The organism is Acinetobacter defluvii (assembly GCF_001704615.3).
GTDB lineage: Bacteria > Pseudomonadota > Gammaproteobacteria > Pseudomonadales > Moraxellaceae > Acinetobacter > Acinetobacter defluvii.
Window position 1 is genome coordinate 331,128 of the sequence record NZ_CP029396.2, and the last position, 24,231, is coordinate 355,358.

26 protein-coding genes and 1 pseudogene are annotated in these 24,231 nt (G+C 38.6%); 9 read left to right on the forward strand and 18 right to left on the reverse strand.

Annotated elements, in window-relative coordinates:
* Positions 1-128 precede the first annotated feature (128 nt).
* Positions 129-881 carry a hypothetical protein gene (locus tag DJ533_RS02370; protein WP_043041556.1) on the reverse strand — a complete coding sequence of 251 codons (753 nt, stop codon included), beginning with the start codon at positions 879-881 and terminating at the stop codon, positions 129-131.
* A 169-nt stretch (positions 882-1,050) separates the two neighbouring features.
* On the opposite strand from DJ533_RS02370, the gene DJ533_RS02375 reads away from it, so the two are divergent.
* Positions 1,051-1,692 carry an N-acetylmuramoyl-L-alanine amidase family protein gene (locus DJ533_RS02375; RefSeq protein ID WP_065995584.1) on the forward strand — a complete coding sequence of 214 codons (642 nt, stop codon included), beginning with the start codon at positions 1,051-1,053 and terminating at the stop codon, positions 1,690-1,692.
* Between the two features lie 38 nt (positions 1,693-1,730).
* Here DJ533_RS02375 and DJ533_RS02380 read toward each other — a convergent pair whose 3' ends face one another.
* Positions 1,731-2,264 (reverse strand): hypothetical protein, encoded by a 534-nt coding sequence (locus tag DJ533_RS02380; RefSeq protein WP_043041555.1) that lies wholly within the window; start codon positions 2,262-2,264, stop codon positions 1,731-1,733.
* Positions 2,265-2,453: 189 nt separating this feature from the next.
* Between DJ533_RS02380 and DJ533_RS02385 the strand changes: the two genes are divergently transcribed.
* The gene (locus tag DJ533_RS02385; protein WP_005006263.1) at positions 2,454-2,882 is read left to right on the forward strand and encodes a hypothetical protein; all 429 of its coding nucleotides are present in this window, start codon (positions 2,454-2,456) and stop codon (positions 2,880-2,882) included.
* 75 nt (positions 2,883-2,957) lie between these two features.
* On the opposite strand, the gene DJ533_RS18850 is transcribed toward DJ533_RS02385, so the two are convergent.
* Positions 2,958-3,620, reverse strand: a complete 663-nt coding sequence (locus DJ533_RS18850) for a hypothetical protein (protein ID WP_227553516.1) — start codon at positions 3,618-3,620, stop codon at positions 2,958-2,960.
* Between the two features lie 20 nt (positions 3,621-3,640).
* Complete coding sequence (locus tag DJ533_RS18600) at positions 3,641-3,808, reverse strand: hypothetical protein (RefSeq protein WP_171488522.1); 168 nt, start codon at positions 3,806-3,808, stop codon at positions 3,641-3,643.
* Between the two features lie 219 nt (positions 3,809-4,027).
* On the opposite strand from DJ533_RS18600, the gene DJ533_RS02395 reads away from it, so the two are divergent.
* From DJ533_RS02395 to mdlD, 4 genes are all read left to right on the forward strand, one after another.
* Positions 4,028-5,157 (forward strand): IS3 family transposase gene (locus tag DJ533_RS02395; protein ID WP_089024817.1). Its coding sequence is split into 2 segments (ribosomal slippage): positions 4,028-4,280 and positions 4,280-5,157, totalling 1,131 coding nucleotides; the frame shifts between segments, so codons are not numbered across the junction.
* Between the two features lie 85 nt (positions 5,158-5,242).
* Positions 5,243-6,247, forward strand: coding sequence for an AraC family transcriptional regulator (locus DJ533_RS02400; protein WP_065995599.1), 1,005 nt, complete (start codon positions 5,243-5,245; stop codon positions 6,245-6,247).
* Between the two features lie 180 nt (positions 6,248-6,427).
* The gene (locus DJ533_RS02405; RefSeq protein ID WP_065995598.1) at positions 6,428-7,543 is read left to right on the forward strand and encodes an NAD(P)-dependent alcohol dehydrogenase; all 1,116 of its coding nucleotides are present in this window, start codon (positions 6,428-6,430) and stop codon (positions 7,541-7,543) included.
* Between the two features lie 19 nt (positions 7,544-7,562).
* Positions 7,563-8,873, forward strand: a complete 1,311-nt coding sequence (gene mdlD / locus DJ533_RS02410) for an NAD(P)-dependent benzaldehyde dehydrogenase MdlD (RefSeq protein ID WP_065995597.1) — start codon at positions 7,563-7,565, stop codon at positions 8,871-8,873.
* A gap of 69 nt (positions 8,874-8,942) precedes the next feature.
* On the opposite strand, the gene DJ533_RS02415 is transcribed toward mdlD, so the two are convergent.
* Positions 8,943-9,593 carry an HAD-IB family phosphatase gene (locus DJ533_RS02415; RefSeq protein ID WP_065995596.1) on the reverse strand — a complete coding sequence of 217 codons (651 nt, stop codon included), beginning with the start codon at positions 9,591-9,593 and terminating at the stop codon, positions 8,943-8,945.
* Positions 9,560-9,673: pseudogene (locus tag DJ533_RS02420) on the reverse strand (DUF1615 family protein); the annotation flags it as partial. The pseudogene DJ533_RS02420 and the gene DJ533_RS02415, both read right to left, overlap by 34 nt.
* Positions 9,674-9,761: 88 nt before the next feature.
* Here DJ533_RS02420 and DJ533_RS02425 point away from each other — a divergent pair.
* Positions 9,762-10,891, forward strand: a protein-coding gene (locus DJ533_RS02425) for an IS3 family transposase (protein ID WP_089024817.1) whose coding sequence is annotated in 2 segments (ribosomal slippage) — positions 9,762-10,014 and positions 10,014-10,891 — 1,131 coding nt in all. Because the reading frame shifts where the segments join, the coding sequence is not laid out codon by codon here.
* A 140-nt stretch (positions 10,892-11,031) separates the two neighbouring features.
* Here DJ533_RS02425 and DJ533_RS18605 read toward each other — a convergent pair.
* From DJ533_RS18605 to DJ533_RS18855, 5 genes are all read right to left on the reverse strand, one after another.
* Positions 11,032-11,187 carry a helix-turn-helix domain-containing protein gene (locus tag DJ533_RS18605; protein ID WP_171488523.1) on the reverse strand — a complete coding sequence of 52 codons (156 nt, stop codon included), beginning with the start codon at positions 11,185-11,187 and terminating at the stop codon, positions 11,032-11,034.
* A gap of 75 nt (positions 11,188-11,262) precedes the next feature.
* Positions 11,263-12,213 (reverse strand): tyrosine-type recombinase/integrase, encoded by a 951-nt coding sequence (locus DJ533_RS02430; RefSeq protein WP_227541429.1) that lies wholly within the window; start codon positions 12,211-12,213, stop codon positions 11,263-11,265.
* An 8-nt stretch (positions 12,214-12,221) separates the two neighbouring features.
* The gene (locus tag DJ533_RS02435; protein ID WP_065995366.1) at positions 12,222-12,794 is read right to left on the reverse strand and encodes a hypothetical protein; all 573 of its coding nucleotides are present in this window, start codon (positions 12,792-12,794) and stop codon (positions 12,222-12,224) included.
* Between the two features lie 113 nt (positions 12,795-12,907).
* A complete protein-coding gene (locus DJ533_RS02440) occupies positions 12,908-13,732 on the reverse strand; it encodes a hypothetical protein (RefSeq protein WP_228716450.1) in 825 nt (274 codons plus the stop codon).
* Between the two features lie 139 nt (positions 13,733-13,871).
* The gene (locus tag DJ533_RS18855) at positions 13,872-15,788 is read right to left on the reverse strand and encodes a hypothetical protein (RefSeq protein WP_228716451.1); all 1,917 of its coding nucleotides are present in this window, start codon (positions 15,786-15,788) and stop codon (positions 13,872-13,874) included.
* A gap of 111 nt (positions 15,789-15,899) precedes the next feature.
* Here DJ533_RS18855 and DJ533_RS02450 point away from each other — a divergent pair, with 111 nt between their 5' ends.
* Entirely contained in the window at positions 15,900-16,937 is a 1,038-nt protein-coding gene (locus DJ533_RS02450; protein ID WP_042893444.1) for a hypothetical protein, read from the forward strand.
* 112 nt (positions 16,938-17,049) lie between these two features.
* Here the strand turns inward: DJ533_RS02450 and DJ533_RS02455 are convergent, their stop codons facing one another.
* The 6 genes from DJ533_RS02455 to phnC form a co-directional block, all read right to left on the reverse strand.
* Complete coding sequence (locus DJ533_RS02455; protein ID WP_228274091.1) at positions 17,050-17,538, reverse strand: hypothetical protein; 489 nt, start codon at positions 17,536-17,538, stop codon at positions 17,050-17,052.
* A 510-nt stretch (positions 17,539-18,048) separates the two neighbouring features.
* Positions 18,049-18,906, reverse strand: a complete 858-nt coding sequence (locus DJ533_RS02460) for a LysR family transcriptional regulator (protein WP_044432327.1) — start codon at positions 18,904-18,906, stop codon at positions 18,049-18,051.
* Positions 18,903-19,910, reverse strand: coding sequence for a phosphonate dehydrogenase (locus tag DJ533_RS02465; RefSeq protein WP_044432324.1), 1,008 nt, complete (start codon positions 19,908-19,910; stop codon positions 18,903-18,905). Before DJ533_RS02465 ends, DJ533_RS02460 begins: the two co-directional genes overlap by 4 nt.
* A 41-nt stretch (positions 19,911-19,951) precedes the next feature.
* Entirely contained in the window at positions 19,952-20,749 is a 798-nt protein-coding gene (gene phnE, locus DJ533_RS02470; protein WP_004757464.1) for a phosphonate ABC transporter, permease protein PhnE, read from the reverse strand.
* Between the two features lie 18 nt (positions 20,750-20,767).
* The gene (gene phnD / locus DJ533_RS02475) at positions 20,768-21,628 is read right to left on the reverse strand and encodes a phosphate/phosphite/phosphonate ABC transporter substrate-binding protein (RefSeq protein ID WP_034672438.1); all 861 of its coding nucleotides are present in this window, start codon (positions 21,626-21,628) and stop codon (positions 20,768-20,770) included.
* 67 nt (positions 21,629-21,695) lie between these two features.
* The gene (gene phnC / locus DJ533_RS02480; protein ID WP_044432282.1) at positions 21,696-22,427 is read right to left on the reverse strand and encodes a phosphonate ABC transporter ATP-binding protein; all 732 of its coding nucleotides are present in this window, start codon (positions 22,425-22,427) and stop codon (positions 21,696-21,698) included.
* Between the two features lie 156 nt (positions 22,428-22,583).
* On the opposite strand from phnC, the gene DJ533_RS02485 reads away from it, so the two are divergent.
* Positions 22,584-23,749, forward strand: a protein-coding gene (locus tag DJ533_RS02485) for an IS3-like element ISAba21 family transposase (protein ID WP_089024808.1) whose coding sequence is annotated in 2 segments (ribosomal slippage) — positions 22,584-22,842 and positions 22,842-23,749 — 1,167 coding nt in all. Because the reading frame shifts where the segments join, the coding sequence is not laid out codon by codon here.
* Between the two features lie 39 nt (positions 23,750-23,788).
* Here the strand turns inward: DJ533_RS02485 and DJ533_RS02490 are convergent.
* The gene (locus tag DJ533_RS02490) at positions 23,789-23,938 is read right to left on the reverse strand and encodes a hypothetical protein (RefSeq protein ID WP_171249065.1); all 150 of its coding nucleotides are present in this window, start codon (positions 23,936-23,938) and stop codon (positions 23,789-23,791) included.
* Positions 23,939-24,231: the final 293 nt, after the last annotated feature.

Genomic DNA, 24,231 nt, shown 5'->3' on the forward strand with positions numbered 1-24,231 from the left:
AAGGAGTAGAAAAGGCACTACCCCACAATTTTTTTCTCTCAAAATGTCATTCACTGTCATTTTTTAGTGGCAAGTACCAGGTGCAATTCTTTTTACGGTGTATTACACCGTAGATGTTTTGAGTGAGCTTAGCTGGCACCGTAAAAGTTTTGATCGACAAAATATCCAAAGTCAACTGGACTGTTAATCCATTTGCTAAACAAAACGTGAAACAGCAAATTATTGTAGTCTATATATTTTTCATAATTGTTCACGATACCTAAGTTCAGCAAGTTTTTTTCAAACTCAATGCGTTCAATGGGTTCTGATTTCACAAATGCATGGATGGATGCTTTGATTACATGATAATTATAACTTTCTGATGGACATTGACGTTCACATGAAATAATTCCAGCTTCAATGAACAAATTAATATTACGCTGCCAAGAACGTCCGTGAATGTGGTAATTCAGGCAGTCACCAAGTTTTTGCAGATCTGACAATTTAAAGGATTTGTTTTGGCAAACTGCAAAATATGTAAAGGTAAAATAACGATATGAAATATCTTTTTTTAATGTCTTAAACTTAGGATTGTCATAAAAGTTAACATTAGCATTCGTTCTATATATTTTAAGGAACAGCTCACCATACTTACTTAATCTATAATATTTAGATGAGCGACAAGTAGAACGCCCTAGATCCTCTATCATCCCCAATTGGACCCAATTTTTAATAAGACGCTGAATAGAACGAACGAGCCATTTAGACTTATAACCCTCTAATTCATCTATATAGGTGCCTTTCAGGAAGTGAACACTCAATGGTCGTGGGTGATGTTCTACAAACTGAGTGAACAGTAGATGTATAAATTTTATATCCAAAATTGTATTTAGAGCTCTCATGATAAGTACTTTAAAACCATCTTAAAACCATCTTAAAACCATCTTAAAATCATTTTAACAAAACCTTTTAAACCTTTTAATTTTCTTTAAATTAAATATACTTAAAACCCTAATAATAGCTTAAAGGGTTTTAATTGTGCTAAAGCTAAAATGTATATCGATATTAGCAATGTCAATCATTACACAATCTATCTTTGCTGAAAATTCAGTAGTACTTGATGTTGGCCATTCACCAAAACAAGCTGGATCTACTGCAGCTAACGGCTATCCTGAATACACTTACAACCTTAGCATGGTCAATTCTATTGAATACTTTCTTAAATCGCGTCATGTCCAAGTGCTCAGATCTTCAGTGAATGAAGATAAAGTCTCAGTGGTTCAACGTGCGACCAGATACCCTAATGCTAATCTTTTTATTTCGGTGCACCACGACTCAATACCTACTGAGCTGACCAAGTACAAGAATCAACTCAAAGGTTTTTCAATTTTTGTATCAAAGAAAAATCCAGAATACGGAAAAAGTTTGAAATGCGCCAATCTCATTGGCCAGAACCTAAAATCAATTGGTGAAAGCCCTTCTACTTACCATGGCATGAATATACCAGGTGAAAACAAAAAGCTTTTGACCTCAAATGGCGTATATCAATATGACAATCTAGTGGTCCTGAAGAAATCACAAAAGCCGGCGGTTTTAATTGAGATCGGCGTGATTGCCAATCCTGAAGAAGCAAATCGCTTATCTAATCAGAAAGTAATCTGGAAAATATCTGAAAATATTGCTCAGTCGATACAGCAATGTTTAAACCAATAAGGTGCATGCTGCAGTAATCAATATGCACCCCTCTAGAATTAGAATCTTATGCCGACCGTTTCACCATCATCATTGACCGCACCAGCATCATAAGTGTTATGCCATACGCCATTAATCATGACCAAGTGTGGCGCCCAAAATGACACTGTTTGAATATTATGCAAAACATCATCTGGCGTATCGAAACTAGAAGCACCTATATAGCGGAAGAACATCAAGTTTTCGCCTAGTTCTTCAATATACATTTCAGGATCAAAGTCATCCAAAAACTCTTTATCTTCACGTATCACTTCGTTTAACTCAGTTTCAACGAGTTTGAGTAAAGCGGTAGGCGTAGGTAAACCATCATAAGCCCATTCAGACTCTTTACCTTCAAGTTCCATCCCATCTTTAATATCAAATGCAGCGACATATCCAGTAAAGTAATTTTCAGCTTGCGAGAAGTTATTCGGCATGTCTTGATAGTATCCATCAAGTACGGTCTTAATCTTTGCCAAGGTTGCATCAATCGTACTTTGAATTGCACTTTCAGCACGTTCTTGAGCTGTACCTCTTTGCTTAGCTTGCCCCATGTGTACCCCCTGATTATTCACATTTTGACTAGTATTTTATTTCTAAAGCCTATTGTTTCAGCACTTTAAACCGATTCAGTATATACCAAAGGTTTGCTATTTATATTTCATATATACGATAAGTCTCAAATACTACAAATGGCTTGGTAGCTAAGTGATATAACATGTTTTTGTGCTTCAGGCTTTACAATGCTTTTCTCAGATTATCTAGACCAACATGCCGTTATTCTTGCGCTATGTTTGGCAATCTGCATATCTTCAGTTGTGGTTTATACAAAGTATAGAACTCTACGCGCCGTTTATCTTACTGGTGCATCCCTATTCACTTTAACCGCCACAATATTTCTATCGATCGGATTTTATTTAACTACATTGGATGTATCTGCTTCAGATAGAAAGGAGATCCAAAGCATTATTTCTCAAGTGAGCCAAGACAAAAATATCGCTTCAGCAATTGAACTCAATCAAAGAAATAACTATGAATTATTGGTTGCAGTATCTCAAAAGAAAAACCTTACCTACTCAGATCTAGGCAGTATTCAATATGGCCAAGTACGTGACACAGTAAATTTGACGAAATATTCTCAATACAAAACTTTGGTGAATGCTGAGTACTAATTTTTATTGTTGTTTGCGTTGTTCAAGAACACTGATTTATGCACTACTCGTTGTTCTTCCTCATATCGTATTACTTCATGAGCCACGCAATATAGAGATATATTTCTTAGACATTGTTTCCATAAAAGTTCTGGATAGAGTTTTGTATAGGTCAGGAATGTTCTTTTCCCAAAACAACAATATTTCACCCTTCGTTTTGCATAATTTAAAATCATCGGTATTGGTGAGATCCTCTACCTGTTGAATCATCACTTCCCTTTCTTTTTCTTTGGCTTGTTTTTCTAAAACTTTTTGTTCCTTGATTTTGTCTTGTTCAGACAAAAAGTTCCTACTTTTCTCGCGTTTTTCACTGTCAGTAATGAACTTAACCAAGTGGAATAAATGTTCCATCCATTCATCCGTATGGGTTAAGCCAAGGATGCAACCATTTAGATTAAAGCCAACATTAACCAGGCCTATATCTGATGATGTTTTATTTCTGATATTCAAAATGACATCTTCATCCAGTTCATTTTCTGCAATGAATTCGTCTATATAGTGTTGGTACTCTGGAGATAGAAAACCGTCAAAGGTATATCGAACAACTTCTACCAGTAAAAAATTAACCCCGAAAAGTTCAATGTGTTTTTCAATCTCTTCAACAGGGATTTCCAACTGCATTGTAGATACGAGGCTTTCTACGTGGACCAGTGGCTTACCAATTTGCTGTAACTTTTCATAAAGCTCATTTGCATTCATGGGTTGGTTCAATCCGTTTTTTATATTTTATTCAGCACAGCCAATGTCGCATTGAGCATATCGACTGAAACCTCTAATTTTTTTGCTAAACGGGCCATGTGGCCGTCATCAAGTATTCTTAATGCCTTATGTAATGAAGTATAGTTTTTTAGCTCTGAAAACTCTTCAATTTTTTCATTGATATCCAAACTTAAATAATTAAATCTAAACTTAATTATTTGATACAAACTTAATTATACGAACACAACGGGCCATGTGGCCGTCATCAAGTATTCTTAATGCCTTATGTAATGAAGTATAGTTTTTTAGCTCTGAAAACTGATGTGGTTCTAGGATTTTAGACCACGCCTATAAGTGATAATCTACTCCCCAATAAGCATGGGAAATGCTTGTTTTTGGAGTCAACCATGACACGAAGAAAACGTCGTAATCATTCAGCAGAGTTTAAAGTTAAAGTTGCTCTCGCAGCAATTAAAGGCGACCACACACTCGCTGAACTTTCTACTCAATTCGATTTACATCAAAACCAAATCATCGATTGGAAAAATCAACTGCTTGAGCAATCAATCAATATTTTTTCACGACCAACAGCACAACAAGAACCTGAGATTGACCTCAAAGCTCTACATGCCAAGATAGGACATCAGGCATTGCAAATTGATTTTTTAGAAGGTGCGCTCAGAAAAATAGGGCAGCTGAGCGGCAAAAAATGATCGATAAGACCCATCAACTTTCGGTACGACAACAATCGCAATTGATTCAAATCAATCGCAGTACGTTGTATTACAAGCCCAAAGAGATTTCATCAACTGATTTGAGTTTGATGCGTCTAATCGATGAAATTCATCTCGACTACCCATTTATGGGCAGTCGAATGATACGAGATATGCTACAGCGTCAAGGACATAAAATAGGTCGGCGTAAAGTCCGACGTTTAATGCGCTTGATGGGAATACATGCCTTGTATCCAAAACCCAATACCAGTAAGCCTAATCTTGCACACCGTATTTTCCCATATCTGTTGAAAAACATGGTCATCGATCACTCTAATCAAGTCTGGTGTACAGATATCACGTACATTCCTATGGCTAAAGGCTTTGTCTATCTGTGTGCAATTATAGATTGGCATAGTCGTAAAGTACTGGCTCATCGTGTATCGATCAGTATGGAAACAGACTTTTGCATAGATGCGTTGCAAGAAGCAATTGTGAAATATGGTTGTCCAGAGGTGTTTAATACAGACCAAGGCAGTCAATTCACAAGCGAGGCATTTTTGAATGAGTTAAAATTGCGAAATATCCGTATCAGTATGGATGGGAAAGGACGATGGATGGATAATGTAATGATTGAGCGTTTATGGCGCAGTGTGAAGCATGAGGAAGTCTATTTGAAGGCTTACGATACGGTTAAACAAGCAAAACAATCAATTGCTGAATATTTGGATTTTTATAACACGATACGTCCTCATTCAAGCTTGAATAAGGCAACACCAAATGAATTTTATGATCGACATTTACCAAAAGTAATGGCAGCATAATTTAAATATTTAGAGCGGATTTATCACTTATAAAACTAGATTGAGTGGTCTAATTAACGGAACCACATCACATGGAGTGTTTTTGATGTCGATTAAATACTATTTAGATCAAGGTGTAGAAAATAGTCTTTTCCAAAAACAAATGAGTTTTGAGCAAGATTGGGGGCTGATTCAAAATTGGTCTGATCAAGTTTATTTACCATTTCAAGTAAGGCCAACAGGTGAGATTTATGATCCTACAGCCTATATGTCACGTATTAATATTGGTCAATTTATATTGTCTCGATTTACTTATGGCATACCTGTTGAAATATCAAAATTTTCTGAAAATTGTTCGAGAGTATTATTATTAACGACAATTCATGGTCATGCACGACATAAGATTGATAAGACGAGAAGTATTATTACAGGTCTAAACCAATCTTATATTATGGATTCGAGTTATCCAGATGATTATGCTTTTTTATGTAGTGAAGATAATATCCAGCTTAATTTAAGTATTCCAAAACATGCTCTACAGGAACTTACTATTGCCAATTTTGGGCATGATGCACCTTTGAGTCTATGGCAGTCTCGTAGCCGCTTTGATGGAGATCAAGCAAGTTGGATGGCCTTACTACACTATGTTTATCATTGTTTAAAAGAAATTCCTGAACAGGCTTTGGCACTAAAAGCAGGTCAACATTTACAGCAAATGATGGGGCTACATATTATTAATGCATGGGCACGCCGAGAGAATATAGACCTTAATCAGCCGATTGATGTTGCACCTCATCATATTAAGCGAGCAGTAGAATATATCTATGCAAATTACCAATATAGTCCAACCATTGTAGAAATTGCACAGGCTGTAGGTGTGAGTATTCGAACACTTTCATCAACATTTAAACGACATCAACAAATGACTGTTGGGCAAATGTTGAGAAAAGTTAGATTGGAGCAGGTGCGAGCAAGATTATTGGCTGCGGATGCTGCAAGTAATGTAATGGATATTGCTTATGCATGCGGATATATAAACTTAGGCGACTTTGCTAAACAATATAAACAAAAATATGGTGAGTTACCTTCAACGACCATTAAAAGGAATTGACAGCTTTATTGCCGAATATTGACATTGTTTGCCTATTTTCGGTAACCGATGTGAATTAGCTGTGTTTAAAATCGAAGTTGTAGTACAGCACAATGTTTATGTAATCCATGGCTTAGCATTGGAGTTTACAGTGTGTTGTGTACTACGAATTTTTAAATATAAGCAAATGGAATATGCACAATGAAAGTAAAAGCCGCTGTAGTAAATGGTGTAAATCAACCTTATACCTTTGAAACCCTTAATCTTGCCGAGTTAAAAGACGATGAAGTTCGTGTACGAATTGTGGCAACAGGAATTTGTCATTCAGATGATGCCTTGCGTCTAGGACATGCTGCTTATGAGTTTCCTGGAGTATTGGGGCATGAGGGTGCTGGTATTGTAGAAAAAGTTGGTGCTGGTGTAAGCAACGTTCAAGAAGGTGATCATGTGGTGTTGGCTTATGCATATTGTAGTCATTGTCATCATTGCCTAGAAGGAATTCCTGCTGCCTGTACAGATTGGCTTGCGCTAAATTGGGGAGAGCTTCATCCCGATGGCACTCCATTTTTCACCCGTGACAATGGTGAAGTTGTACGAAACTTTTTTCATCAATCTTCATTTGCAAGTCACATCAATGTAAAAGCAACGAATATCACTCAAGTTGATAAAGATGTTGACCTGCGTTTGGTTGCACCTTTAGCTTGTGGGTTAATGACAGGTGTTGGAACTGTAGTCAATGGATTAGCGGTGAAACCTGGTTCGAGCATTGTGATTTTTGGAACAGGTGCAGTAGGCTTAGCTGCAATGATGGCTGCAAAAATTAGTGGCTGTACAACCATTATTGCAGTGGATATACATGATGCGCGTTTAACTTTGGCCAAAGAGCTTGGTGCGACACATATTATTAATAGTAAATCGACAGATGTGCTAGAGAAAATTCGAGAGATTACCAATCAAGTTGGTGTGAACTATTCTGTTGATACCACTGGTGTAGAGTCGGTAATGAAGCTTTCACTGGATGTTTTGGCAATTCGTGGCGTAGCTGCGCCAATTGCAGTGACTAATCAAAATATTACTTTGAATACCCTGACAGACTTAGCACTCTCAAGCAAAAAAATGATTGGTGTATTAATGGGGGCAACGGTACCTCAGCTGAGTATTCCTAAAATGATTGAATATTACAAAAATGGACTGTTCCCTTTTGATCGTTTAATTCAGTTATATGATTTTGAGGATATTAATCAGGCCTCAGCAGATTCACTATCTGGCAAAACCATTAAACCAGTTTTGGTGGTTGATAAAAATTATCATATTTAATTTACAGGATGTAGATAGAATGAAATTCACAGATCAAAAAACAATACAGTCTATTTTTAATCAGCAAAAAGCCTTTTTTGCGAGTGGTGCAACAAAAGATTTGGCATTTAAGAAAGCACAATTACACAAATTGAAAGATGCTGTTTTGTCTTTTAAGGAACAAATCTATGTTGCTTTAGCGCAGGATTTGGGTAAAAGCAAGGCGTTTGTAGATTTGGCTGAAATTGGTGAAGTGGTAACAGAGGTTGATTTTGCTTTAGATCATATCGACCACTGGGTACAAGCAGAGAAAGTACCGACTTATGCGTTGCTAGAGCCTGCTCAATGTTTTGTTGAACATGAGGCTTATGGTGTTACGTATATCGTTTGTCCATTTAACTATCCTGTTAATTTGGCTTTTGCACCTTTGGTTGCAGCTATTTGCGCAGGAAATACTGCGATTATTAAACCCTCAGAAAATACACCAGCAACTTCGATTTTAATTGCAGAGATTGTTGCGGCCACATTTGCTCCCGAACACGTTGCCGTTGTGCAGGGGGCACGTGAAGAAAATGAATTTTTATTATCACTCAATTTTGATTTAATTTTCTTTACAGGTAGTACAACTGTTGGAAAACTCGTCATGCAAGCGGCGGCTAAAAACCTAACACCCTGTATTTTAGAGTTAGGTGGTAAAAGTCCGTTCATTGTTATGCCTGATGCAGATTTAGATCAGACTGTTGCTCAATTGGTTTTTGGTAAATGTGCGAATAGTGGTCAAACTTGTGTAGCGCCAGATTATTTGATGGTACATGAGAGCATAAAGAAAGATTTACTAGATAAATTAATAGCAAAACTGAAAACTGATTTTCCCGATGTAGATTCTAATGGCAAGGTCATTAGTAGTCAGCAAATTCAACGTCTTGCAGATATGCTAGAACATACAGGTGGTGAGGTTGCTTTTGGTGGGGCGTATGATGTTGAACAACGTTATTTTCAAGCGACGGTAGTGGATCAGGTGGATTGGAATGATGCTTTAATGCAGCAAGAACTCTTTGGGCCAATTTTACCTGTATTGAGTTTTAGTGATATCAATTTAGCAATAGAAGCGATTAATTTTAATCATCCAAAACCTTTAGCTGCTTATGTCTTTAGTAAAAATACAGATCAAGCACGTCAGGTTTTATCTAAAATTCCTGCAGGTGATGTCATTGTAAATGGTGTAATGCTACAGGCATTTTCGCCTTATTTACCTTTTGGTGGTAGCGGTCTTTCAGGTATTGGTGATTATCATGGGTATTATGGTTATCTTGCTTTTACTTATAAAAAATCAGTCGTTGTCTATGAATAAAGCTTTATCCTAAAAGTGATTATTGAATTTGATGAGTTAGAGATGAAAGAAAGGGGTGTGTGATATAGATCATGCACCTCTTTTGATTTTGGACTGTACTGTAGGGAGCTGTGTATCAGTGCCAACCATATAGGGGAAATCAGCGAGCTCTAACATGGCGCGGTCTTCCTCGCTATTACCATAAGCATAGATATATTGGTACTTTTCAAGAGAATAACGTTCTTGAATACGTAAAGATTTCTGTGCTTCACTACAATCAGGAGTGTTATATTTTCCAGTGAGTGTGTGTCCAATACGCTCAGTTTCACTACAAATCAGGTCTATGTTGAGTAATTGACAGACAGTTTCTAAGTAAAGATCTATAGATGCTGATACCAACACAACATCGTCACCGTGCTGTTGGTGTTTTAAGAGTTGTTGGTACATTTTTTCATCTAGTCTTGAAATGAGGTACTGGGCATAATCTGGAATAATCGGTGTTAACTCACTCAGTGTGGTTTGACTAAATATGGCTGAAAATAGTTTTGGTCGCATTGATCGAGCAGGATATAGTTTTAAATAATAGGCTTGAATCCAAGGTAATATTTTCAAGCCATTTTTAATAATATGTCGTTTACTGCGCGTATAAAAAATAAAACCAGTGAAGCTATCACCTGGGTATAAGGTACCATCAAAGTCAAATAGGGCTAAATTTTTATATGTTTTGCGCGTTGCATACATGTTTCAAATCGTCCATTTACCCGGCTTGCATACCAATTGGTGTTATAATCGCGGCTCAGTTTTGGTCCTGAAATTACAACTGATGTGGTTCTAGGATTTTAGACCACGCCTATAAGTGATAATCTACTCCCCAATAAGCATGGGAAATGCTTGTTTTTGGAGTCAACCATGACACGAAGAAAACGTCGTAATCATTCAGCAGAGTTTAAAGTTAAAGTTGCTCTCGCAGCAATTAAAGGCGACCACACACTCGCTGAACTTTCTACTCAATTCGATTTACATCAAAACCAAATCATCGATTGGAAAAATCAACTGCTTGAGCAATCAATCAATATTTTTTCACGACCAACAGCACAACAAGAACCTGAGATTGACCTCAAAGCTCTACATGCCAAGATAGGACATCAGGCATTGCAAATTGATTTTTTAGAAGGTGCGCTCAGAAAAATAGGGCAGCTGAGCGGCAAAAAATGATCGATAAGACCCATCAACTTTCGGTACGACAACAATCGCAATTGATTCAAATCAATCGCAGTACGTTGTATTACAAGCCCAAAGAGATTTCATCAACTGATTTGAGTTTGATGCGTCTAATCGATGAAATTCATCTCGACTACCCATTTATGGGCAGTCGAATGATACGAGATATGCTACAGCGTCAAGGACATAAAATAGGTCGGCGTAAAGTCCGACGTTTAATGCGCTTGATGGGAATACATGCCTTGTATCCAAAACCCAATACCAGTAAGCCTAATCTTGCACACCGTATTTTCCCATATCTGTTGAAAAACATGGTCATCGATCACTCTAATCAAGTCTGGTGTACAGATATCACGTACATTCCTATGGCTAAAGGCTTTGTCTATCTGTGTGCAATTATAGATTGGCATAGTCGTAAAGTACTGGCTCATCGTGTATCGATCAGTATGGAAACAGACTTTTGCATAGATGCGTTGCAAGAAGCAATTGTGAAATATGGTTGTCCAGAGGTGTTTAATACAGACCAAGGCAGTCAATTCACAAGCGAGGCATTTTTGAATGAGTTAAAATTGCGAAATATCCGTATCAGTATGGATGGGAAAGGACGATGGATGGATAATGTAATGATTGAGCGTTTATGGCGCAGTGTGAAGCATGAGGAAGTCTATTTGAAGGCTTACGATACGGTTAAACAAGCAAAACAATCAATTGCTGAATATTTGGATTTTTATAACACGATACGTCCTCATTCAAGCTTGAATAAGGCAACACCAAATGAATTTTATGATCGACATTTACCAAAAGTAATGGCAGCATAATTTAAATATTTAGAGCGGATTTATCACTTATAAAACTAGATTGAGTGGTCTAATTAACGGAACCACATCAAACTCTTCAATTTTTTCATTGATATCCAAACTTAAATAATTAAATCTAAACTTAATTATTTGATACAAACTTAATTATACGAACACACATATGTTGATTGTTTTTGGTCTATTAAACCAAGTTTCACAGCAATTTTGTGGCTTTCATCACGCTTAGGTAGTCGATTGTTTGTGATGACCCTTGTATTGAAAAATTCTTTTTTTACTTGTTCAAAAGTCTTAGCCATTACGGGCACCATCAAAAGTTAATTATTTCGATCGTTTACGATATATCTTTAGAAGTACAAGAAGCGAATAAATTATTAATCTTGGTTCGCTCTAGCGCGTGGATGTGCATCTTTATAAGAACTAATCAACGTTTCGTGATCTACAAGAATATATACTTGTGTCGAAGATAGTGATTTATGACCTAGCATTTCCTGAACGGCGCGAATATTTTTTGTTTTGTTATACAAGTGCGATGCAAAACTATGTCTCAAAGCATGAGTACTACCAATATTTCCAGAACCATGCGCCTTTAACAGAGCTGTAATGCATGCACCTAAATGGTTTTTCGCAATATGTTTGCCAGATGGTGCAATGAATAAATATCCGCAGTCTTCTACTCCAGCTTTTGAAATCCAACGATTACGAACTAAAAGCCAAGTAGAAATAGCCTCTAGTGATTTTTTTCCTAAAAAAACAATCCGTTCATTATTTCCTTTACCCAATACCTTTAGTTGCATAGCACTGAGGTTGATATCACTTAGTTTGATGGCATGTAATTCAGAGATACGTAAACCGCCAGAATAAGCAATTTCTGCAGCTGCTAGATCTCTTAACTTTTGATTATTGTATTTCGGATTTAATGGCGTCTTGTTATCAAGTATCTCATTCAACGTATTCACGGCGATCGGGCGCGGTAAGCTTTGGTTTTTGAACTTAACCCGAATGTCAGAAAAGAAGTTTTCAGGTATATATTCCTTACGCAGACAATAGTTCAGGAAGTTTTTTAAAGCTGATAAATTTTTGTTGAGTGTTCTTGCAGAAACAATATCAACATCGATTCGATGCAACCGAAATGATGTGATGTAATCGCGGTCTAGTTCCAATAGATGTTTACCTTTAAAAAAAGGCATTTCTAACATCAAAAGTAAGCTCTTTTTGTATTCATTAATCGTCATGTCGGACTTATTTTCAAGCTTCAGGCTATCAAGCCATTCTTGAATCAATTCCTCATTCGACATGCTATGCATGGATAGATTTTCCGACATATGAATACCTAAAGCTCTTGAATAGTTTTCTCTAGCTGAACCTGTTTGTCAGCTCCACTTAATTTTATGACAATCTGCACAATATCCATATATTCTTTTACTGAGATTTTGCCATCTGCTTTCGCAGCATCCACGGTCTTACGTAAAAATGGATTGTCTGCATATTTTTGGAATAAAGGGAACGCTTTAAGGTCATTCAGCGCATCAGCATTAATTGAGTCATTTGAATGTTTAATGATGCAATTTTTCACCTGGTTTTCAGGTGTTTTGATGTAGGTCACTTCGGGCATGAATGGCTTGATTTTTGTCACCAATTCCACCTCATTAGAAGTTAAGCAACTATATACAATTTGCGATACTGGCTCTTTTGGACCACTAACACTCCACCCTTTCGTCACTAGAAAAAACGGTATTTTTGAATAATGATACTTAAACGTATCATCAACAAGCTTATTAAATTGATGTGCAGTTGATAGGTAGCGATCGGAAGAAAAAACATCGATATGCGACATATCATTCGGCACTTCTGAGCATCCCCCGACCATGATTACAGTGGCAATTGATAGGAGAGCTTTTTTCATAGTTTTAACCTTAATTTGATTCGTGGGAAAAGCAACTTATAACTTTTGCTTAGGCTACGGTTAATATTTATCCAGGAACAAAATAAAGCGGTCGATAGTGACCGCTATATACATTAGAAATTGAATTTTTCAGTGTTGTACGCATAGATTTTATTAATATCAATGCGTTTACCTTGCATGGTTGTTATTGCAGTTGGTTGGAATTTAATTGCAAGATCTTTAATTTCAACGTTTTTCCATTCTGGCATGGAAGACGGTATATCAATAGTACGGCGCTCTTTGGTACGGGTAGCTGGTATCCAGTGGTTTAACTTAACCATTGAGTCACCTAACAATGTACCTGTTTTGCGATCAACAATGCGTAAGTTTCCTTCCACCGAACGTATTTTTAAACCAGAATAGTTATCAATTCCATAAGTAAATGTGTTTTGGTTTTTCCCGTAAAAACGTACTGTAAATTGATCGCGCATATAATAATCGTAATGTGCTTTTAATACCTGAAGCATAGTTTCACGATCTACAACATTTTCGACAATATCTTTGTCAGTACGTAAGGACTGCAGTTTATTAAGTGCTGGTTCAACATTCAATTGTTCGTCTGATACGTTTGGATTAACTAAAGGGTTACGTTGAGGGTAGAAAATATCGTTTAAGTAAGCTGTGTGCTGAACTAATAAATACATCGCTCGTTGTCGAGTATTCATCTGTTGATAAAGGTGAGCTGTCGCTTTGTATCGTTGATTTGAATTGTTCTCAAAATAGCTATCAGACAGTTTATATTCGCTGATTTCAGGTGTAAGGCCACCAGCAACAACATTAAAGTTTTTAGATGGCGTTAAAAGCCCCACGTAAGCTTCTTTAAAGTTTGGATTTGGGGTTGGTACATCATCATAAGCAAAAGCAGTATGTGCTATTACAGTACCAAGGATACCCACCATCGCAGTTTTTAATAGTTTCATTCAGTATTCTCTGTATAACTTTAAAAGGGTTTTATGTTTGAAAGTATAATACTTTATTTTTGTGCATTTAAAAAACCACTATTTAAACTTAAAGTAAAAATAATAATATTCCTTAAACCTATTTAACGCCATTCGTTAAACTATCGCTTAATCTCATTAGTCTTTTAAAGGTCAGGTAGTTTTTTGGTAGTAGTTTAGAATTAAGCGTTAAATTTGAGCATTGATCTAAGTCAATTTGGGCATTTTGATCGATAGGAAAGAGTTGTCCTTGATATGCAAAACCAGTCGAATTTTTAGCGATCGACTCAATCAAAAATACACCGTATTTATCTTGTTCCGTGGCCACTGTACTTAAACCACCTAAGGATGTAATCAGGTTTTTAAAATATCCTGGTATTGCGTTCTTAGTGCGTAAGAATTCTATTTGATTTTCAAATGCTTCAGGTGTGAGACATAACATAAAAGCATTTTTCTTTTCTTCTGGCGTTTCAAATACCTTGCCATTGGTCCACGACAGGATATTCGGCTTGAATACATGCAGTACTTCAACCGATTTAAGAAGATCCGCTACATTTGTTTTATGTTGTTCATCGGCTTCAGGCACAAACTGATTTTTGGTATATACCGCAGTACAAAACCACTCATAATCAATTAACTGATTATCGGCATCTAATGGTTCATACAGCAAATACACGGCGCTATCACGCTTAATGGCCAACAGTGGTGATACTGCATATTGTTCTGCAAACTGAGTGATTGCATCCAAGAGCTCACTTGATATGTTGAGTTTTTTGGCATTGAATTCATCGCAAATTAACAGTAATTCTTGAGTGAGTGTTGGTACCACGTTTAACGGCGAACCAGTCTTGTTCAGCATCTCGTTAATAGCATTCTCAATTGCCCCTTTTGTTAGGCTATTGATGAACTGCAGCTGCTCTAATGAGATCCCTTCATGATCCAAAGCCTGTATGACCAGATCAAAAGCATGACGAATTTTCTTCTCAAAATGGTTTGCGTACGATAATCCCCAAGCGTCAGAAAAAAATGAGACTGTTTGTTCTGTATAGCTGGTATTCATTAGGGTTTTGGCAAGTTGCGCGTTACCGATTAAGTCACTTTCATCTTCTAATTTTTTACGCAAGTACTTCTCAATACCTTGTTTGCGAACGGACTGGATCTTCTTCAGGTTTTGACTTGATAGCCAAGTCTTATATTGCGATACAGCATATTGAATGTTCATATCGGCATATGCAGTAATACGGCAAGGCATACCATCAAAGAACGTTGGTAGAAGCACTTGTAAGAGCTCTAAATCACAAAGAGAAGAATAGATAATGCCGTCAGCCACTTCAAGGTCTGTAATCTTCACTGAGAATGAGTGAATACCGACTCGAATCAGTATTAATTTATCGGCATTTAATAGCACCGCATCATAAGAACTTTCACTGGTGATATTGTTTGCTTTAACCCATTTTTCCCAATGGTTAACGATATGGCCAGAAAGCGCTTCACGAGTATCGAAAGGTTGATCTAGATCTGCAGTTGCACTTATGAACGTATCTAAGCTAAACGCATATCGTAAAGGCTTTAGCTCGATATATGTCTCAATCGCTGTTGTATGCTGCTGAATACCATTAGTAATGCTTTGGAGCTTCAGTGCATAGTTCAAAGCCTCAAGCTGGAGCACTTCATCATCACCGATCTGCTGAAACACCGATGTAGCATATGAAAAATTAGTTTGTTCGCCGTGAATATAACGTCTTTTTTGCCCAATCTGCAGATACAGATTTTTGGCATCAGATTGGACTAAATCTAGGTAATTTTGTGGCTGAAGATCCTGAGCAAGTTGCGTAAAAGGTATTTTAATTTTTGATACTTTAGGTGCTTTTTTGAAACCTTCAATTGATGTCGGGAATTCAATAACATCTAAAATAAAATCTAGGTTTAAAGTTTTAACATCAATGATCAAATGATTTTTATAAAAACGTCCAATCAGGTTATTAAAAAAACAAACTTGGGTTTTATGGTTTAGCATAAATATACCTTTATGAATCTTAAAGATCATCTTATAATACTAGTATAAGTTTTAATACTATTTATCATGTGGTATTTTTAAACAAAGATAAAACTTTTAGTGAGTTGTTTCATGACAGAATCAGTTGTACCAAATAATAGCGCTTCAGAGAACGCACAAATACCAGGTACGATCGGAACATCAGCCGTTGCAGAACACAAGGGCGATAGTTTTAACGGCACAAGCATCATCACGATTGGTCGAGTTGACTTAAGTAGTGCTATTGAGCCTCTATTTGTACCAGTATCAACATTGTGGTCCATCACACCGGGTAATTATCCTTTAAGCGCAGAAAATATTAAAAACTGCACGGCAGTACGATTTGAGGGTGAAGAACTACTTACCCAAAACTTCGCATTAGGCTCAATTGTGGTTTATAAAATCAATGGTGTTTTAGGGAACCATGTAATTGTAGTCAGTGAGGATCGTGACGGCGGTAACGATAACCGTGCGATTTACTGCAATAGCTTCAATACAACATGTAATATCTTGTCTCAGTACGGTATTGCCTTCGCTGAGCTATATCGCCGTAAAGTATTAGAGCTTGATCAAGTCCTCTATACCAACCTCAATAGATCTCTTTTACAATCTCACTATGCAGAAAATGAAACTGACGTTATTGATTTAGAGTGGAATACAAAGCACCACCCTACTCTATACGTTCATGCGTCAAACTTAGTTGCATCTGAAGAGCACGGTTTTGTGAAATATGATGGTCGTATGGCTGGTATTGGTACCTTTTCTACAAAATGTCTAACTGCAGACCGTAACGGCAACTTAATTAAACCAGAGCTGGCCTTCCTTAATAACATTATTGAAATTAATGTTACTGAAAAAGATGCGTTAGAGTTCTTGAATTGCTCTATTACGAATAACCACTACTTTTCGCGTATGGTTGATCAACTCAAAAGTACTGGTCGTAAAGAATATGACTTCATCACGAACAACATTGATTTCTTCGCCGTACATGTGAAGCTTAACCTTGAAGAAGATCGTCCTAAAATTACGCGAATGGTTTTAGCACCAGATTTACCAATTCTGGAAAACTATTTGTATAAGCAATACGATCCAACCTACCTTGGTGAAGCCGTTGACGACTTAATTCAGTAATACAGATCTAAGAAAGCTAAAAGCCTACAATGTAGGCTTTTTTAATGCAAAAAGAAAAAGGTTTAATAATTACGGAATCCCAACCTGAATAACATCTATCTAGATGATATTTTTAGCGACCAAAGAACAAACCAAATAAGTAAAAAATCCCTCCAACTTTCATACCATTTGCAATATGAAAAGCAAAAGCTAAACAGATGATGACCGTTCCATAGAAAAATAGGTACGGTGCTAAAACACCTTTGAATTTCTTTTCCATTTGATCATGTAATGTGTATTTGATCGGAGCGGAACTTTGATCACGACTATTATCACTTGGAGTATCACGATCATCTGACTGAATAAGATTACGCACTCTAGGAGCAACACCCTGATCCCAAGAATATTCTTTAAGTTTTAACTTGTTTACTAGGTATAAAATATCATCACTAGCAAGACTAATCCCCTTGGTATGGAGCCTAGACAAAGTATCCACTGAATTAGCAATATCGGTAACATAAAACCACTTTCTTACCGAATGAGACAAATCCATTTGCGTACTAGATAACTCATTCAGGATGATGCAACCACTAATAAAACCTAAGTTTTGGTCGGTAAACAATTCAGCACTTTTGAACCACTCTAAAACAGCAAATCTGTTCTTCCGAATCTGAACAAATGGATTAATCTGAGAACCACCCTGAACCTCAAGCTCACCATTAATCAGCCATTCCCCATTTTCCGACCCAACTAGATTTGATGTGTGCTGAGAAAACAGGAGGTTTTAACTTGGTAAACTATAGACACTCATCAGGAGTTTACCATGAGCAAGAAACAGAAGACTTACACCGCAGAATTTAAAGTTGAAGCAATAAAATTGATTGAAGCCAATCAAGGCTGATATGTGCTGAATTAGCAGGAGACTTTCACTTGGGATATGCTAGGCAGCTAACCGATAAAAGTTCTCTGCTATTTGATTTGGCGTTTTAAAGGTAGAAAACTTAGTATTTAGACGCCTACCTTCTAGAGAAATAACGCAAATGAATAAAATGCTACCATCAACTTAAAATCATGATATGTCACGGCAAACTTCACACTTTCTAACTGTTGGCATAAACAACATACCATCCATCTACTGAAGTAGAAATTTTTTGAAATGTGCCGATGGTGTATTTTCAAGCATATTGCCACGACAAATAACGTAAAGATTTTTGTAGGGGGTGATCCCTTCAATTTTAACGCTTCTTAGTCGACCACTCTCGCACTCATCGACCACAGACGAAGAGATCACCAATGAAATACCCAAGCCTGCCTGTACTGCCCGTTTAACCGCCTCTGTGCTTCCAAGCTGCATAGATACACCAATAGAATCTGCCACGCTTCCGAAAAAATGCTGTAACAGACGCCCTGTGCCGCTACTTGTTTCTCCCCCCAGCAATTTCTCTCCCTTCAGCCAATCTAATGGAATACTCGCCAATTTGGCCCACGGATGCTCCACCGGCACAATCACAGCTAGTTCTTCACTTCGCCAAACGCATGCATCAAATCCCTCTCGTTGATCCCACCATTCCATAATGGCCACATCGACTTCAAAGTTTTCCAGTTTTTTCACAATGGTAAGATTATCGCCAATGACTACATCAAAATTGCAAGTTGCTGTTTTCTTGAACCGCCTCAAGTGCGGTGGCAATACATAGATGCCGATATTCGAGCTCGCGCCTATTACAAGACGATTTGTGTCGAATAATGCGCACGCTCTGGATCCGGTGCGCACTAGGTTTTCCGCATAAGGCAAAAACACTTTGCCTTCCTCTGTGAGCGTACTACCTGCGTTGTTTCGCACAATCAGATTGACACTCAGCGACTCTTCTAGGCGCCTAACATGCTGAGTCACAGCTGACTGTGAGAGCCCTGTGTGCTTGGCTGCTTCACGAAAGCCACCCCGATTCACGACAGCCAGAAAAGTAACTACGCGTTCAAGATTGATCAATTAACGCCTTCCAAAATTGGATTATTGATAGCATCGGATGGCCTTTGGCCGGTCAGTGCCTGTAAGATATTATTGGCTGCTAGTTGCTCGATTTCGAAACGCACGTCGTCGACCGCAGACCCCAAATGTGGGGTGAAAAATGTTTGCGCTGTATTGGTCAGTAACTCCTGCGGAATAGCTGTTGGCCTATCAACACGGATCCACTCTTCCAATTCGAAAACATCTGCCGCATAACCCGCCAATTTTCCAGATTCAAGTGCTTCGGCAACAGCTAATTCATCGACAACTGAACCACGACACGCATTGATCAAGTAGCTTCCTGTGCGCATTGTGCCAATTGTTTCTGCATTCAATAAGTGCAAAGTTTGCGGCGTCATTGGCAGCATAGGTACAACAAAGTCACTGCTACTTAATAATTCATCGAGACTCACCTGTCGTGCATTCCAGGCCTTTTCCTGCTCTTGATTCAAGGCGATGTCATCGCAATAAAGCACCCGCATATCAAAACTCGATAAGCGCTTCGCAATCGCTCGCCCGACCGCACCCATACCGATGATTCCGAGTGTGCGTCCTGTTAAACCCGTTCCGTATAGTTCCGGTCTCCACCCGTTAAATCCGTGAGTTCGGATACGGCGATCCCCCTCGGCCAGATGGCGAGTCAGGCCAAGAAGCAATCCAATTGTCAGCTCCGCCGTTGGGATGGTCAGAAGGTCCGGCACGATGCTGAACCAAATACCACGGCGGGTACAAGCATCGACATCAAAGTTGTCATAGCCTTTGAGTGCTGCACCTACAATCTTCAATTTAGGGCAGGACGCAAGAAAATCATCATCGATACTGTCAGGCATGAATACCATCAGTGCGTCAGCATCCTTTGCTCTCTCCAGCAATTCTGCGCGCGACATAGTATCGCGGGTCATGTTGGGAACGACATCCGCAACAGATTGTAAATAATCGATAATTTCAGGATGAACCCAGTGGGTAAGAACTATTTTTTGTTTCATGTGGACCCTCATGTGTATACCGGATTTTTTATATGGGTTAGCTACTTGAACTTGCGACGCAAGAATGAACTGAATGTATCAACTAGCGTCACCATCCCAAGAATGACCAGCAATATCGCGGATACTTCTTGGTATTGCATAAGACGCAGCGATCCTATCAACTCGAAACCTATACCGCCGGCACCGACCATTCCCATCACCGTTGAGGCGCGAAAATTGTATTCCCACCGATAAATCGCGGTGTCGGCCATTTGCGGTAATACTTGCGGAAAAATGCCATGAAATATCACTTGTAGCGGGCTGCAACCTGCGGCCTGCGCAGCTTCAACTGGTGCTTGATCTGTATGCTCAATCGCTTCCGCAAAAAACTTAGCGATCATGCCGATTGAGTGCAGGCCTAATGCCAACACACCCGGCAGTGCACCAAAGCCGACAGCTGCCACGAAAACTATACCCATAATAAGCTCAGGAACAGATCTCAACACATTTAACAGAGCACGCGCAGCCTGATAGACCGCTGGATGTGGACTGGTATTGCGTGCAGCCAAAATACCCAAGGGCACGGACAAAAGCACAGCGATGGCGGTTCCAGCAATACTCATGGCTAAGGTATCGAGCACTGGCTTGACCCATGCTCTCCACTCACTAAAGTTGGGAGGGAACATCTCACCAATGAGACTAACAAGACTTGGCACGCCTTCGCCTAAACGCTCACCATCAAATAGACCAACGTAATACCAACATCCGACGACAATAGCTAAAATCAATATCACATACCTAACTACTCGATTCCAGCTTTGGCGCTGCTCTGACAATATGGCTTCGAAGTTCGTATTCATTGTAGAGACCTCAAAAAATTAGAACTTGGAAAAATCTAGCTTTAGCAAACTACCTAAATCACGCACGACATCGTAATCCTTATCTGTTGCAGGCCCGAATCCATCAGCCTTGAATGGTTTCAACACGTTCGGATCTTTCAAATCGAGGAAGGCAGCACGAATTTTTACTTTTAGCTCTGGTTTTAAGTTAGAGCGCATAGTCCATGGGTACTGAGGAAACGGTTTTGACTCCACTAAGACCTTCACTTTGTTTAGATCGATCAAGCCGCTCTGAACGAGCGATTTGAAAATGGGCTTGCTCAGACCACCGGCCTGCGCGTGTCCATTCTGAACTGCCATCGCCACTGCATCGTGAGCGCCTACGAAATGCTCCTTGTAATCCTTTCCGGCAAATAATCCTTTATCAGCAAGCATTGATTTGGGGATCAGGTGGCTGGATGTAGAGGCCTTGTCACCCCAGGCAACGGCTTTTTTCTTGATATCTGTGATGTTGTTGATGCCCGCCGCCTTATTCACAATTAGCACTGACTGATAAGTTGTTGTGCCTTTTTGTTGCATTGCTGCAAATGGTTCAATCTTACTTTTCTGTTTGGCCAATACATAAGACAAGGGCCCAAAATATGCAAGATCAATACGACCGAACCGCATTCCTTCAATCATTGATGAATAGTCAGTGGTAACAATAAGCTCAATCTTTTTGCCCAGAGCTTTTTCAAGATACATCTCTAGAGGCTTATTATTTTTAATGACGGTTGATGCATTTTCATCAGGCAAGAGAGCAACTTTTAATGTGCCGGGGTCAGGATTAGGTGCGGCATATGTGACACTACCTAAGAGGCAAAACGATATTAGAGCCAGTACAGCGAATAGCTTTTTCATGGTTATTTCTCCTCAGTTCTTAAGTTAAACAATGGTTATGAGTAATATTTGGAATGTTTGAATTCAATTACGCTTTTTGTTCATAGAGTTCAGTTACATGCGTTTGTGTCAGAGCCGCTGGTATTGCATCGAACACAACCTTGCCATGAGCCAGACCGACGATTCGGTCAGCATAGCGTTTAGCGAGATCGACTTGATGTAGGCTGACTACAGCGGTTATGCCGTCTTCTTTGCATATCTGGTGTAAGAGCGCCAAGACTTTGTTGGCGGCTGCTGGATCAAGGCTTGCCACAGGCTCGTCTGCCAAAACAAGTGCCGGTCGCTGCGCTAATGCCCGAGCTATACCCACGCGTTGTTGCTGACCGCCACTTAACTCATCCACTCGTGAGAGTGCTTTGTGAAGTAGCCCAACGCGGTCAAGGCTGTGTAATCCAATAGATTGATCCTCCTTCGATAGAGGAAAAAGAGTACGAAGCGTCGAGTGATAACCTAGTCTACCCATTAGCACATTTTGCAAAACAGAAAGTCGACCAATTAATTGATGCTGCTGGAATATCATGCCAGTACGCCGACGATGCTCTTGCAATATTTTTTTGTCCAACAATGAACCTAACTTTGTAATGTTTATATTGCCGCTAGTGGGTTTTTGCATCAGGTTAAGACAACGGAGCATTGTTGATTTGCCTGCACCAGAGGCACCGAGCAACACTGAAAACTGTCCCTGTTGAAACGTGAGTGAAGTTGGATGCAACGCAATCATTTGTCCGTACTGGACGGTAATATTTTGAAGTTGAATCATTGCTGCCAGACCCTCGTTGTTGTAATCAATCTTTATTTTTGATTACGAAATCAGATAATGAGGTGAGCATAACGACTCAATGTTACAGTTTGATGTGTGCTGAGAAAACAGGAGGTTTTAACTTGGTAAACTATAGACACTCATCAGGAGTTTACCATGAGCAAGAAACAGAAGACTTACACCGCAGAATTTAAAGTTGAAGCAATAAAATTGATTGAAGCCAATCAAGGCAATGTATCGGAAACAGCCAGACAACTTGGCATTTCAATGCAAACTCTTTCAAATTGGAATAATAAAGCAAAGACTGGCACCTTAGCAGGCACTAAACAATATTCACCTGATCTAAATGCCTTACTCGAAGAAAATAAAAAGCTCAAACAACAGCTCAAAACAGCTGAAATGGAACGTGAATTTCTAAAAAAGGCAGCAGCGTACTTTGCGAAAGAAAGTCAGTAAGGTACGCCTATATGAAACAGCAAAGATATTTATTCCCGATTAGCTTTATGGCTAGATTACTTCACGTTTCAGTGTCACGATTTTATGATTGGCTAAAACGAGGCATGAATAAAAGATTGGTTCAGCGAAATCAACAGACAATTTTGGTCAAAATAGCTCATGAGGAAACTAAACAAAGCTATGGCTATATTCGATTAACTAAGCATTTACAAGCGCAAGGTATCAAAATCAGTACGTATGCTGTACGTCAAATAAAAAAGCTCAACCAGCTGTATTGTAAGCGTCATAAGCGTTTCAAAAGAACTACGAAGAGTGATCATAATCGAGCGATCTACGCAAATTTACTAGAGCAACAGTTTTCAATGACTAAGCCCAATCTTGCATGGTCAAGCGATATTACATACATTTGGACTGCTGAAGGTTGGTTATACTTGGCAGCAGTAAAAGACCTGTACACGAAACAAGTGGTTGGCTATAGCTTAAATGAGCGTATGACCGCACAACTTGTTTGCAATGCACTGACTATGGCGATTCGTAATCAAAAACCAACGAAAGGCTTAATTGTTCATTCGGACAGAGGCAGCCAATATTGCAGCCATGAATATCGAAAGATACTGGAAAAATGTGATTTTCAAGGTTCAATGAGCAAACGTGGGGACTGTTACGATAATGCACCGATTGAAAGTTTCTGGGGCATACTCAAGAATGAATTAGTGCATCATTGCAACTATAAAACCAGAGATGAAGCTAAAGCAGATATTACAAAATACATTGTGTTATTTTATAATCAGCGAAGAATTCAAAAGAGTTTGGATTTTAAAACGCCAAATCAAATAGCAGAGAACTTTTATCGGTTAGCTGCCTAGCATATCCCAAGTGAAAGTCTCCTGCTAATTCAGCACATATCACTGCCACCCAATTTGCCCAATTGTTCCGTGGTAATGGAAATACAATCCTGCTAGAGAGAAAGCACCACCCCAAACCAAAAAGAACAAACCAGAATTACCACCCATCAACACGTAGTTATAAATTAACGCTGTGAAACCCACCGTCATAAAAAGACCAGTGAATATACTTGAAAAAATCACCTTTTCATTCCACCTAAAGTTAAAAAAATACTGCTTTCAATTAATTTCTAATAACAAATCCGAAATAATCACATCAACCCAATGCTTCTAATTTTCGAGCAATATATTGGTTGATTAAAAGTCAAGTTCCGAAATTTATGGTTTGAGCAATTTCATGATCCAACTATTGCTGATGCTGTAATGGACCCCCAAAATAATGAATAAAGCACCCATAGAAGCTGTATTGACGCCAAATAGCGCTGCAACATACATCACCAGCT